Consider the following 14,282-nt stretch of genomic DNA (forward strand, 5'->3'; position numbering starts at 1 on the left):
AAGCAAAATCGACGATCGGTACGATGTTCGATTTTCAGTTTTGAACGGTGCGCGGTGCATAAGCGCAAAGAAAGACGCGTACGCCTTCAGTGATAATACGTTTGGTTTGTTCCGCCTCCAATGTCCCGGTTTTCGGTTGATTAAATACCAATAAAAACGTTAATGCAGCGAAGTGCTTTGCAGCCATTTGAGGATCGGGCACATTGAGCAATCCGGTTTGACCAAACTCTGTAAACCTCCTGATAACCCCCTCTTCCGTTGCGTTATCCAGCCCTTCGAAAATTGAGGGCGGTAGGTTGGTTTCCTCCATCATAATAAGACGAATCAAGGCTTTGTAATCAGACGAACCGTTCGCAGAATCTACGATTTGCTCGCAAAATGAGATGAGCGTTTGCTCCAGATCCTCGAACTCCCAGAGACGATCTGAAACCGCTTGCTCAATCAGGTCCAGAACCGATGAACTTGTTTCTTCAACAACGGCAAGCAGCAAGTTCTGTTTGTCGCCATAATAATCATAAACTGTCCGTTTGGACACTCCCGCTTTGGCGGCAACCGCATCGACGCTGGAGCGATCAAATCCCTCCGACAGAAACAGGTCTCGTGCCGCTGCAATAATTTTAGCTCGTTTGTCTGCAGAGCCTTTACGAATTGTTTTGTTTTCCATACTATTCATCCTTTTGTTTCCCCCTTGTTGCTATACTATCAGAATTCGATAAGAGTTCCGCTTTACAAATTACACTGTACGGTGTAGTATACCACATGTAGCATATCCCATCAATGATCAAGGAGGATTATATCCATGAAAACCATTCCGTCTTTTGTTGATGTTCTCATTGTCGGGGCCGGACCCACAGGGCTTACACTTGCCTGCGACCTTGCCCGTCGAAACGTCGACCATCGTATTATTGAACGAAGTACCTTATATAACGTTGCATCTCGCGCCAAGGGAATTCAGCCTCGCTCGCTTGAAGTCGTCGATGATTTGGAGGCCGTTCGCTACATTATTGACACAGGTATCGTGGATTTGCCTGTTCGTTATTATACCGCAGATGGCAGGAGTATGGACAAGCCGGCTATTACCGTTGCAGCCAGCGCCGAACTTGAGACACCCTATCGTGATCCGGTCTGGATTGCTCAATTTGATGTGGAAAAAGCATTGCGCGACAGATATGCAGTTCTTGGCGGTCAAGTTGAGTTGGGTGCGGAAGCTTTAGGGCTTGTTCAGGATTTGGATGGTGTTACAGTAACCGTGAATACACCACAAGGAGAAGAGCAAATTCGCGCTCGTTATGTAGTCGGCGCTGACGGGGGCAAAAGCAATATCCGCAAGTTTATTCATTTGCCGCTGGTTGGGGAAACACACGATCATGAGCGGTGGTATCTTGGCGATGTTAGATTGGAAGGGTTAGATCGTGAGCATATCCATATCTGGACATCTCCGGAGGGAATGGTCGGGGTGACACCGTTGCCGAAATCCGACATTTGGCAACTGCAGGCTACAATTCCGGCAGAAATCGAGGAACCGGAGAAGCCGTCGCTTGAAGTATACCAAGCCATGTTTGACCGACGAGCCGGTGCTGGACGTGTTAGGCTCACGGATGCCTCCTGGCTGTCCATCTACCGGATCAACGTCCGTATGGTTGAACATTACAGTAAATGCCGGGTTTTCCTTGCCGGCGATGCCGCTCATGTTCATTCGCCGGCCGGCGGTCAAGGCATGAATACGGGGATGCAGGACGCGTACAACCTCGGCTGGAAGCTAGCGGCTGTCATACGCGGAGCGGACACCGCCTTGCTCGACACGTACGATGAGGAGCGTCGCCCTGTGGCTCAAGCCGTGCTCGAGGACAGCACGAATAAGATGGGAGGAATCGTAGGAACGGCGACTGAAGGCGGAGCGTTGTCCCAATCCTTAAGCACCATATCTGATGATCTGACGAGTGGGCTTCTCATTTCCTATCGGTCAAGTTCTCTTACCCGTCCGACTGCTCGAACAAATGCTATCCGTTCATTTCCTGGAGAGCGTGCTCCTAATGCTACGGGTCTGCAAGGCATAGGGTTTGCCGGAAGTGTCTTTGACCTGTTGCGAGGCCCGCATTGGACGCTTTTGGCTTTTGCAAAATGCACCGATCCTTCTCTGGAGAACTTAGCCAACGACGAACTCCATGTGCATTGCATCCTGCCATCGGATGTGGAAGGAGCGGAAGGCATAATCGACACGGCAGGGAATGCCTATCGAATTTACGATGTGGCAAGCGAAGAACTCGTATTGATTCGTCCTGATGGTTACATCGCGCTGCGCACTTTCATTGAAGATACCGCATCGATTTTGCATTACTTGAATTCTATTTATAGCACAAACTGATTTGGAAAAGGCCGGTGGGTATCTTATCAACATTTCAGGTGGCCGCCGGCTCTTTTATTAAATGCATTTAATCAGACTACGGAAGGACTGTTACTATGGAAGATATTATTCGAACCGTTAACCTGACAAAGCAATACGGGAATAAAGTCATTGTTGATCGCGTTTCGATTTCCGTTAAGAAAGGAGAAATCTATGGATTCTTGGGGTTGAACGGTGCAGGGAAAACGACAACCATCCGAGCACTTCTCGGCATGAGCAAGCCTTCTTCCGGAGAAGTCTATTTGTTCGGTCAGCAATGGACCAACGGGAATTCCGATTTGTCGAGACGGGTAGGTTATATGGTGGAAGTACCTTATGCTTATCCTCGTTTTACAGTTAGGGAAAACTTGAATTTGATGGCCAGGTTGCGAGGATTGCCGGTTCCAAGGGCAGTTGACGATATAATGGAGCAATTGAAATTGGCTGAATATGCGGAAAACAAGGCCAAGGATTTGTCACTGGGCAACGCGCAGAAACTTGGGTTGGCCAAAGCGTTAATTCATAAGCCGGACGTTCTGATTCTCGATGAGCCAACCAATGCACTTGATCCCGCCGGAATTGTCGAGATAAGGGAAATGCTGAAAACTCTGGCATCCAAACATGGGGTTACCGTGTTTATATCGAGCCATATCCTCGAGGAAATGTCCAAATTGGCTTCTCGAATCGGCATTATTCACAAAGGAGTGTTGCTGGAAGAACTGACAACAAAAGACTTTGAAACAATCCGCCGAAAGCAGTTGATGATCGGAACGAAGGATGCTCGGAAAGCTCAAGCTATTCTTTCAGACTCCGGGTATGCGGTACATTCGACTTCGAATAACTGCCTTGCGCTACCGGATGATCATGCCGTGAAGCATCCCGAACATATTGCGAGATTGCTTGCTCATTATGAAGTGCCGCTCACCATGCTGAAAGTTGAAGAAGAGAACTTGGAGCGTTATTTTCTCAAAGTAATCGGGATGGAGGAGGGAAAAACCGAATGAGACGATTGTTGACAGCCTGCAGCGTTGAGATTTACAAATTGCGTCGATCCTTTGTTTTATGGGGCACGCTTCTGTTTATCATGTTCATCATCACGTTGTTCCTGGGACAGCCCGATTGGCCTTCCTTTTTTGAAAAGATTGCGTTTTTGTATGCATCCGTGTTTGGGCTGATGGGGTTTGGATTGATAACAAGTTGGACATTTGGCCGTGAGTATTCCGATCGGACACTCAAGGATTTGCTCATTTTGCCTATATCGCGCGGCAACATAGCGATTGCCAAATATAACGCAATTGTATTCTGGTGTTTTGTGATGATGTTGATCAGCTTTGCTTACGCCGTAATACTTGGTTTTGTTTTCGGGCTGCCTGGATTCTCGTTTGCGAGTGTACAACATTATTTGTTCCTAATACTTACAATTGGCGCTCTTCACCTGTTAATAAGTGCACCTCTTGCCCTGTTGGCCTGCATATCGCGTGGTTATCTGGTGCCGATTGGCTTTGCGTTTACAACTTTGATGCTGGCATTGGTATTCGGATCTACTGCCATTGGCACTTATCTGCCTTGGTCTGTACCTGCATTGCATTTGCAGGAAAGCGGAGTCGCATCATTTCCCTTGGCGGGTATTAGTTATTTTCTGGTATTTTTAATAGGACTGGTAGGCTTCATTGGAACAGTTAAATGGTTGCAAAACAGGGAGCAACGATGATTTACAAGGAAAGATTTCTGCATATAATTCCATTTGGAAGGAGATGATGCACATTCAAAGTGCCTCCTATCCCTATTAAACTCACAATTGAAAAAAATGAGGAACATTTAAAAGCCCTGATCTCTCAATATGGAAAGGTCAGGTTTTTTTGTGAACTAACGTTTCACAAAGCATATTTTTCGGCACAGTGAGAATGGGCTTGTTTTTTTCGCATTCATAATTCACATCAATCACCACACTATAATCAAAGCAATCCTACTTCATATATTCCATTTAATGTATAAAATATCCTTCCCGTTAGACACCCTGAAGACGGACTTCACACTAGCTAACAGTCACGACCAAGGGTGGAACCATGGCTGAAAGAGCAGGCTGAGAGAAGCTGTCAGAATTGACAGCTAGGCCAACAAATTTAGCAATAAAACTTGCCACTACTTGTAATACGGTTCACCGCGCTAGCTGTAACGGCAAGTTTTAAGGCCATCTTGGAGGGATGGCCCCTTCTTTGAAAAACCTAACTAACCTATGCCGTTAGTTCAATCTCGGTATTCTAAATTCTCTCATTCCACTTTAACATTATGTATCTTTTGATTGCTCATGTTGTTTCAGCATATCATCCGTCCAATGCATGAGCGTCTTACGCTGCTTGTACAGTTCGGAGTATCGCTACCGCTTCTCCTCAAGTTGGGTGATCCTTGCCGTAATGGACTCGAGTTCTTGCTGGAGCGGCTTGATCCGCTTCGTTTTGCGAACGTATATGCTTTAAAGAACGCTATAGGATTTGTGGATACGAGAGGACTTCCTTGCCCCGCCTTATCACGTACTCTTCGGCATCCTGTTGCGAATGCTGTTGGCGCCGCACATTGCTGCCCTTGTTGCGGAAATTGCTGCAGGGGGAGTACAGCCGTGTGATTTTGCTGCCGTCTTTTTTGCCGATGCGCATCGGCGAGCCGCTAAATCAGGCGGTTCACCGCATTATTCGGCACGGCAAAGACGACTATCGTCCCTTGACCCGGATCACTCTGAATGTGTAGCCCCTTCCCATATAATTGTTTCAACCGTTGATTAATATTGAACAAACCGACTCCCTGCCTTTGGTTCGAACGTTTGTCGAATATATGTTGCCGCGTTTTTGTATCCATCCCCACGCCGTTATCGGCAACGGTTACTTCTGTACGATCCTCATATTCGGCGATATGAATATGAATCATTCCGCCCGACGAACGACTCATGATGCCGTGCCGCACTGCGTTTTCGACAAGCGGTTGAATGGAAAGCGGGGGAAGCCTTAGCTCCATGTTCGCTTCGACTTCCCAAACCGTATTCAGCCTGCCTTCGAAACGTTCATTCTCGATATATAAATAAGAACGTACGAGAGCAAGCTCCTGCCCAAGCGGAACAAGCAACTCGGAATTTTGAAAGCTGAAACTGGCCCGTAGATAATTGCTGAACTCGTCGAGCAGTAGGCGCATTCTGTTCAGATTGACGTCGCTAAGCGCAGCTATCGCATTGAGGGCGTTGAATAAAAAGTGCGGTTGTATTTGCGCCTGCAGCCATGCCGCTTCCATACGCAGGCGTTCGCGCACGGAACGGTTCAGATCCGTTAATGCCCGCACCCGAACCTTTAACTCCATCGCATCCGCAGGCTTCACAATGTAATCGTTAGCCCCAGCCAAAAAACCGGCGGCGATATCCTCAGGCTTGTTGCGCGCGGTCAGAAGCAGAACGGGCAGTTCCGAGCTCGAATAGCGCTCACGAATAGCTCTCGTCAATTCATACCCCGACATGTGAGGCATCATGACGTCAGCAATAACAAGATCCCATACTCTCGTGTTCAGATGAGACAAGGCATCCTTGCCGCTCGTAACCGCAATGATGTCGAAAGATTCCCCAGCCAGAATGTTCTCCAGTATTTTCAAGTTGAGCGGATCATCGTCCACAGCCAATACCGAAGGACGCACCGATCTCTCCACAACGGCAGAATCGTCATCCGTACCGTAACGGATGTTCGAGTCGGCAGCGGCGGCGGTTTCTGCATAGACAGGCGGCAGGCCTGCTGCAAAATCCGCTTCCCGTTGAACGGGCGAATCGGACAGCACCAAAGCAAAGGTGAATGCCGAACCTTGGCCAGAGGCAGATGTCACTTCCAACGTTTCGCCGTGCAGCTCCACTAACTGCTTGCAAATGCCGAGGCCCAGTCCGATGCCGCCCCCGGGCGCCGCCGTCATGCCGGAGTCCCCTTGCTCGTAAGGGTTAAAGATTCTTTGCAGCGTTTCCTCGTCCATGCCGACGCCCGTATCCGCAACGCTAATGTACGCCTTCCCGTCTTGTGCGACCACCCGGATGGCGACAGTTCCTTCGTTGGTAAATTTGATTGCATTGTGAACGAGATTAAACAAAATTTGAATGAGTCGGTTTTCGTCGGCCATCACAGGAGGAAACTCGTTCGGAATCTCATTGACCAGCCGGATCGGTTTACTAACGGTCATGAAGCGAAGCATGTCGAATACGCCGGAAGCGACAGCCTGCACCTGAACGGTCTGCACGTGCAGGCGGATGTTACCCTCCTTGAGACGAGTCAAATCAAGCAGGTCATTTAACATAAACGACATGCGCCGACCGACCGTCATCACCAACTCCAAATTTTGGATACTCTCGCCGCTCAACGAATGTTTTTCGCTGTCAAGGACGGTTTGCGCCATATTCAGCATCCCGTGCAGGGGATTTCGCAATTCATGGGATGTGTTCGCCAGAAAATCGTCCTTCTGCTTGTCTGCCATTCTTAATTGCTCGTTTAGTTTGGCGTTTTCTTGGGAATTGCGGAAGTACTGCTTAAACCAGTAAGCGGAAAAACTGATGATAGCCACCAGCACGTCAAACGGGAAGTAAACGCTTATTACTTCCAAGTGAGCATTAATCAGTCCCCATGCGGAGCTGGATAATATGCTCATGGTGGCAAGCAGCAGGAAGGTGGCACCGGGCTGATTTCTGGCTATAAGTTTGCCAATCAGATAGATAACCCAGGCCATTGGAAACCAATAAAGCAGTCTGAATATTTTAAATTCGATTAGATAGTAAATGAGCGGAGGCGGCATGACCAACACAAATCCTGAATACAAAGCCAGAACAATGGTGTACGTACGGAACAAAACCGTGTTTGTTCGGAGCTTGGCAAATATTCCGGTAATCAGCAGGAAAAAAAAGGGGACCAACGAGTACGAGAGTATCTTAATTTTCAGTGCCCATGCATAGTTGATAAAAGGCATACATACCAGCAGCAGGCTGTCGTTATCAGACACAATCGTAATCCCGGCGGTCATAAGCAGCATAAAAAAGGCAAGCAACCCTTTTTGCCAACTGAACAAGTATAACATCACGGCGTACAAGCCAAGAAACATCAGTACCACGAAGGTCATAATCTGAAAGCCAATGGAGATCCATCGTTCGGTATTGATGGCCGTATCCGACCCGAAGCGGATGGCTCTGACAATACCGCCATTAAGCGGATTATCAAAATTGGCCACGCGTACAAGCAGCTCGATCTCATTCACTCCGTTTGCCTTATAAAGCGGGGTATAAGAAATCCGGCGGGGCTTATACGTATTCGCTTGCTCCGTCGGTTGGCCGACTCCTGCTATCTGACCGTTGAATTCAACAACTGAAGAGGCTTGAATTTCCTGAATCCAGAATTCGAAGGACTGTTGCGGTAAAGGGTCGACCAGAATGCGCAGCCGGTACGTACCGTATCCGAACGACGACTTTGAATCTGCCGGTAAAGCACTTCGCCAATCTCCCGGAACCATGATATTACGCTTGTCCAGGGATTTCCAATCCTTGTTTTTATGCGTGACGAATGCTTCCGGATAAAAATCCCACTCGCCGTCCAGCGTAATGGAACGGGAGTTGGCGAAGTCCCAGCCGCGCAGATCGAGCACGCCTTGAACCGCACGAGGATGTTCAGGCGTAAGGAAAAACCCGGACCAAAGCCACCGGATGCCGAGAAGTATAGAGAGAAACAGGATGAACGTCACAGTATATTTCAGGGCGGTTTTGTTTTTTATCCAAATCATATAGAGCTCACTCCCAACGATTCGCCGTGCAGTTCTGCCAAGTGCTTGAAAATGCTAAGGCCCAGTCCGGTAACTTTCATACTTCGACAAGAACAGCGGGAATCCCTTGTTCCATAAATCGGGTGATTAAACACATTAGCCAGTGTTGTGACTAGAGTAAAGGGCTGAAATTTTATTCAGCCCCTCCTCATCAAACCGTACGTGAGGTTTTCCCTCATACGGCTTTCCGATGTTACTTTCATGCGCATGCAGCTTATGAGTTCGCCCACTGCTTTGCCATGCCTTTCCCATAACACGTCGAAGTAGTTCAGGTAGATATTCTCCAAGGGTGGGGAAATGACACCACCCTGCGGCGTGCCTAAGTCTGATCGTCGAACGTTTCTTTCTTCCATCACGCCTGCTTGCAACCATATGCGTACCAGTTTAAGCACTCTTCACCCAATTCCCTTTGCGGTTGCATGCTTTCCGGATGCGTTCTAAGGCTTGCTTGGCACTCCGTTTAGGTCGAAATCCAAATGAAGATTCTTGAAAATCCTGTTCGAATAGGGGTTCCATGATGAGTTTTGTTGCCATTTGTACCATCCGATCTCTAACGGGTGGTATCCCTAACGGTCTTTGCTTGCCATCCTTTTTCGGAATGTATTGTCGTCTCACGGGCTGAGGGTGGTATTCCCCCTGTTCGAGTTGCTGTTGGCTTTCGCGAAGAAAAAACTTGAACAAAGCAGAGCTCCTTCCCTCCCGCAGGTTATGTTGTCCTGCGGTTCTTCAGTACTATGAGCCCCTCGGACTCCCGTCCTGCAGACGATCCACTTCACTTTCAGGGTTTATAGGATGTCTTTTTACATTTTTCCCCTTTGAAGGGAAGGGTCTCCCAGTTCACTGCATCCTCTTTCCCGCCATGCCGTTCCCTTTACGCGGAGGATTCTCCGCTATGGTTCCAAATTCTCCATAGCTTCCTTGGCCTTCGTCTATATCCCCGAGACTCGGCTTCCTCTTTTCCCTCTTGCGAGGCCTTTTTGACGACGCGGCAGGATTCACTTCATGTTCCGGCCTGGCAGGTTGCTTGCCCCGTCTCCGACAGGTACTTTTGTCGATGCGCTTCTACGCACAGATTTCGCCATACGCAGGTATCCTAGCTACGAAGGTGGCTTGGCCCCTCCTTCGGTTGGACTTTCACCAACTAGACGATGCATGCCTCTGGGCATGCGGGACAAAAAAAGAGGAGGCAGTTAGCCCCCTCTTAATCATTAATACTAGTCGATCAACTTCGTAGCTTTCAGCAATCTTTCAACCATAACCGCTGTTTCCGCGCGCGTCATCTCCGCTTTCGGGTTCAACTGCTGTTTGCCGATCCCTTGCAGGATGCCAGCCTTAATCAGTTGGGCTGCGGACTCCCGGGCATACCCGGAGATTTGGTCCATATCGCTATAAGGAGCCAGAATCTGATTGATTTCCGATGCGCTCAGCGCCTCTTGCGGCTGAACGATATGAAGGGAGCGGGCGATCATAGCGATGCCTTGCTCTCTTGTAATCCGTTCGCTGCCGTGGAAAGCACCGTCTTCAAAGCCTTTAATAACGCCAAATTCGCTGGCAATCGTTACGGCATCGTGGTACCAACTCGACGGTGCTACGTCGCTATACGGCGTGCCGGATACACCTTGGCGCATTAAGCCAAGTCCGCTTGCCACAATTGTGGCAAATTCCGAACGGTCAATACTGCGATTCGGGGAGAAGGTATTGTTGCCTGTACCTGCAAGCTGCAGTCTGGCTGCAATATTGTTGATGCTCGCCTGTGCCCAATGGCTCTTCACGTCATCGAAATTTTGCGGATTCCAAATGACCGAGTAGCTGCCCTGGCTGCGCAGGTCGTTGATCATTGCAAAGTAACGGTTATTGATTTTCGTTACGACTGTCGGCACATGGAACACGGTACCGTCCGGATTAACAATGACGCCGGTCGTAATTTTGTTCGGATCAATGCCTTCAGGCAATGCGATATAGCGCGGCGCGTAGTCCTTCAATTGATCCGGCTTAACGGTTTGGTTGTGGTACGTGAAGTTAAGCGATAGATCGACCGGATTGACGAGCAGATCGTAGCCACCTTTGGTCGCCTGATCTTTTGCTGCGGCTTTTAATGCGTCAGACGATCTCTTGATATCAATATCGACTGCAATTTCGCCAAGTGGCGCGCCGTTCCATTGTTTGGCGATCGAACCCAGATCCAGTTGTGTGCTTGGAATCGGATAAATAGCAAGCAGGTTCTCGATGTTCAGCGTGGAGCCGGTATCGGACAACTGCTTCAGGGTTGCTGCGGTCAAACCTACAACCTTGATGTCACCGTCGCCAGGCACAAGCACATTCAATTGCTGTCCATTACCTTTGGAGAGATGAGCCGATAGTTTATCTTGATCAATCACAACGGTCGTCACGTTGTTTGCCGTTGTGCCAGTAGCGAAGCTACTGTCCTCATTGTTTACGGTTGTTTTCACGCCCGATGCCGGAGCAGGAGCAGGTGTAGGCGCAGGACTTCCATTCGTGCCGGAGTCATTACGAGAGGCGCGCGTCAAAGTTACGATGTACGTTTGCGTCGTGCCGTCCTGCGCCGTCACGAACACCTTGATCGTGTTGATGCCTACGCTCAGCGGCAGCGAATCGGAAGCGACGCCACTTGTCAAGTTAATCGGACCTTGTACCAACATGCCTTCGCTATTGTACACGCTCGCCGTCACCGTAAAATAAACAGCATCATATACCGTTGCCGTCACTGTCGTGTCGCTCACGCTGTTCGGCACACTTGTCGTATAGTTTGTGGTGTCTGCCGCAACTGCCGGGCTTAACGTGCCGCTCGACAGCGTCAAATCTTCCAAGCCCGCGTTGCTAGCCACTGTACGAATCACTGTTCCTGTGCTGATAGCAGACGCCAACTGCGTCGCTGTCGCTTTCACACGGGTTACAATCGTATAGTCCGTCCCTGGCATCAGTCCGGCGAACGTCGAACTATCTTGCCACGTTACGCCGCCGTCTATGCTGTATTCCTGACCGGTGACGGCTTGCAGCGTAATGCTCGTTGCTGTTTTGCTTACTTCTACCGGTGCTGCCGGAGCCTCGGCGCCGTCCGCTGCCGCGCTTGTCACGCTCCCTGTCGCATGCGTATCGTCAGCGGTTACCATCACGGTGATGGCTGCGCCGAAGTCGTCAGCGGTTAACGTGTAGCTTGAACCCGTCGCATTCGTGATGGCGACTCCGTTCCGGTACCATTGGTAAGTCGGCACATTGTCCGACGTGTCAGGCGAATAAGTGATTCCCGATAAGTCCGCAGTCAACGTTTCACCAACTTTGGCAACACCGCTGATTCCCACGCTGCCTCCCATCTCTGAAATCCCAATATATTTTGTGGCAGTGATATTGTTGCTAATGACACCGGAATTATACTCGACAATAACTCCCGGATCAAAATATCCGCTGCTGTTGCCGTGTGTATTATTTACAGCTAAGTAACCTATTTTATTACTAGTCGTGTCTAGCAGAAGTGTAAGATGGTCATACGCTCCATTAGCCACAAACTCATTCGATGTATCAAGACCTGTTGACTGACCGTTAGATACATACCTTGTAGCGCTATAACTAGAAGTGTCCCAATTAGGTGCTGTAGTATTAGTAGCGCCTATAAAGGTTAAAAAGCTCCAATTTCCCATAAAGGCACTTTTAAATTCTTTAAACATACTAGCAATCGCAAAAATTTCTTGAGGATTATTTGCTTTTGGCTCTAAAAGATGACCGCTATTGTTCGTTGCAATCGTCACAGCATCTTTAAAAGTCATGGTAGTAGCCTGTCTCTGCACATATACAAAATGGCGCCCATTGTAGGTACGCACAGATGTTTTCCCATCGGTCAATGGTGCACCTGGCGCTACATTTACTGTTACACTTTGGGTTTGCCCCACAGCTTTTGTAAATGTCAATTTTTGAATAACATCCAGAATATCTTCATAAGTATTACCATTTGAAAAATTGAATACTCTATTTACAGATGTAGATTGATCAGTCACAATGCCACTGATTTTTATGCCATTAATCAACTCGGTGATACCACTTGGAAGAGCTCCAACAGCAATAGAGCCATTATTTACTGCCACAGTAAAGTATCCGCCTGCTCCATTCACGACACCTGTACTTCCAAATGTAGCATTGGATAGCTGATAGGTGGTTTCGGTTACACTAACAGGAGTACCAAGATCAATTGCAGATGTTGCAGCGGCTTTTACTTCTAACGGATGAAGAGGCATCATCGTCAATACCATAATAATTGCTATTAGAACAGATAACATTCTTCGATTTTTTAATTTCATATTTTGTGTATACCTGCTAACGAAAGCATATAGAAATTCTATATTTGCAGATTTCTTTCAGTTAAGCAGGGTTCTCCTTTCTTCTTGAAAAATTTGTCTATTCCTTCTAACTCAGGCGCTTCTGCTCACGCTGAAGTAAAACAATCGTTCTTTTTCTATTCCGCTTTTATACTCCCCCCTGTCCCATAGGGACTCCAAGCCCCTTGATCCTATATCTTGATATATTCCACTTACTTTCGACAGGTGTGATCGTAACAAAAGGAACTTTACAGGATCTCTACAACTGCTTTACATGCTGTTTTCGCTCACGTGGAAATGAAGGACTTAAAATTAACCTCGTATTATCAAGGTAATTCAACCGACTGAGACTACCTCTAATTGGACACGGCTGCTCAGACAGTTCTAATCATCCATTGCCAAAATTCCGATAGTATTGGTATAACAAGTTGAATCTTGCCAAAAAACAATGCATACATGTTATGGAGCGTGAAATACATGAAGATCATGCTGGTGGATGACGAAGCGCTGGTGTTAAACCAGATTCGGCGAATGCTATCGGGATATCCCGGTATTTCGGTGGTCGGCTCGTTTGGGAATGCGCGAGAGGCTATTATGCGAATGCCGGAACTTCAGCCAGACGTCGTATTTTTCGATATTCACTTGCCGGAAATATCGGGAATCAAAGCGGTAGAGCTGGCACAGGAGGCTTGTCCGGGAGTCGATATTGTATTTGTAACGGCATATAGCGAGTATGCTGTCCAAGCTTTTGAGATGAATGCGGTCGATTATTTGCTTAAACCGTTGTATCAAGCACGTTTGGATCAAACGATAAAGCGGCTGATGCAAAAAAGAATGCATAAAGAAGATATGCGCTCAATAGCGCCTTCTCGCATTCTGTGTTTTCGGTCTCTCCGTTTTCAGAGCAGCGGCGGGTCTCCGGAAATACCGAAATGGCGTACGGCAAAAACGCAGACTCTGTTTGCTTTCCTGCTACACCAACGCGGCAATATCGTCCTCAAGGAGACACTTTTGGAACTGCTGTGGCCGGAGCTTGATGTGAAACAGGCGGCGAATCAATTGTACACATCGATTTATCACATTAGACAGTGCTTGAAGCAAATGGGCATTGATGCCCCCATCCAAAATATGACTATTCAAGAAGGCTACATACTCGACACAAGCCGAATTCGGATTGACGTGGATGAATGGGAAAACGGTTTGCGCCAGGTGAGCGGCTTAAATTTGACCGACAGTCACTCCGAGCTGCAGCGGTTGCTTTCGCTTTATGAAGGGGACTATTTACCAGAGATCGGTTATGGGTGGGTAGAGGACGAACGCGAAAGACTACGGAAGCTATGGAATCAGAATGCCCGTTCGTTAGCCCGATTCTATGAGAAAGCCATGATGCTGGAGGAAGCGCTGGCGATGTACGAACGGATTCAGGATGTGGACCCGTATAACGAAGAAGACGGACTTGCGCTGATGAAGCTGTATACGGCAAGCGGAAGGCACAAAGAAGCGGAGAGGCACTACCATAAGCTGGATCATCTATTTACAAACGAGCTGCGGATCGGCTTGACCGATAAGCTGGTAGACTGGTTCGAACAAGCGAGAAAGAAATTGCCCCCTTGGCGCAATGAGGAAACAGAAATTGGATAATCTCACGCTTAAAGGCGAGGGATTTTTAGTATATCACCATAAATCTATGTCGAACAATTGAACGGTTCAGAGGCAGTCCTTGCTCCTGGCCCGTTCATTCTATACCTGGA

At 48.2% G+C, this 14,282-nt stretch carries 8 protein-coding genes; 4 read left to right on the forward strand and 4 right to left on the reverse strand.

All coding sequences use genetic code 11. The features are described 5' to 3' along the window. Positions 1-34: 34 nt before the first annotated feature. Positions 35-673 (reverse strand): TetR/AcrR family transcriptional regulator, encoded by a 639-nt coding sequence (locus tag WH37_RS04985; RefSeq protein WP_082110660.1) that lies wholly within the window; start codon positions 671-673, stop codon positions 35-37. Positions 674-799: 126 nt separating this feature from the next. Here WH37_RS04985 and WH37_RS04990 point away from each other — a divergent pair, with 126 nt between their 5' ends. From WH37_RS04990 to WH37_RS05000, 3 genes are all read left to right on the forward strand, one after another. After that, the gene (locus tag WH37_RS04990) at positions 800-2,365 is read left to right on the forward strand and encodes an FAD-dependent monooxygenase (RefSeq protein WP_046229476.1); all 1,566 of its coding nucleotides are present in this window, start codon (positions 800-802) and stop codon (positions 2,363-2,365) included. Positions 2,366-2,460: 95 nt separating this feature from the next. After that, the gene (locus WH37_RS04995) at positions 2,461-3,387 is read left to right on the forward strand and encodes an ABC transporter ATP-binding protein (protein WP_046229477.1); all 927 of its coding nucleotides are present in this window, start codon (positions 2,461-2,463) and stop codon (positions 3,385-3,387) included. Continuing rightward, positions 3,384-4,094: an ABC transporter permease gene (locus WH37_RS05000; RefSeq protein ID WP_046229478.1), complete on the forward strand. Its 711-nt coding sequence runs from the start codon at positions 3,384-3,386 to the stop codon at positions 4,092-4,094. Before WH37_RS04995 ends, WH37_RS05000 begins: the two co-directional genes overlap by 4 nt. Before the next feature lie 953 nt (positions 4,095-5,047). On the opposite strand, the gene WH37_RS05005 is transcribed toward WH37_RS05000, so the two are convergent. The 3 genes from WH37_RS05005 to WH37_RS05015 form a co-directional block, all read right to left on the reverse strand. Continuing rightward, positions 5,048-8,164 (reverse strand): hybrid sensor histidine kinase/response regulator, encoded by a 3,117-nt coding sequence (locus WH37_RS05005; RefSeq protein ID WP_046229479.1) that lies wholly within the window; start codon positions 8,162-8,164, stop codon positions 5,048-5,050. A 423-nt stretch (positions 8,165-8,587) separates the two neighbouring features. Then, complete coding sequence (locus WH37_RS36305; RefSeq protein ID WP_231594130.1) at positions 8,588-8,746, reverse strand: hypothetical protein; 159 nt, start codon at positions 8,744-8,746, stop codon at positions 8,588-8,590. Between the two features lie 671 nt (positions 8,747-9,417). Beyond that, positions 9,418-12,513, reverse strand: a complete 3,096-nt coding sequence (locus WH37_RS05015; RefSeq protein WP_046229480.1) for an S-layer homology domain-containing protein — start codon at positions 12,511-12,513, stop codon at positions 9,418-9,420. Positions 12,514-13,008: 495 nt separating this feature from the next. Here WH37_RS05015 and WH37_RS05020 point away from each other — a divergent pair, with 495 nt between their 5' ends. Continuing rightward, a complete protein-coding gene (locus WH37_RS05020) occupies positions 13,009-14,172 on the forward strand; it encodes a response regulator (protein ID WP_052736815.1) in 1,164 nt (387 codons plus the stop codon). The last annotated feature ends 110 nt before the right edge of the window (positions 14,173-14,282 follow it).

This window comes from Paenibacillus algorifonticola (genome assembly GCF_000971975.1).
Taxonomy (GTDB): Bacteria; Bacillota; Bacilli; order Paenibacillales; family Paenibacillaceae; genus Pristimantibacillus; species Pristimantibacillus algorifonticola.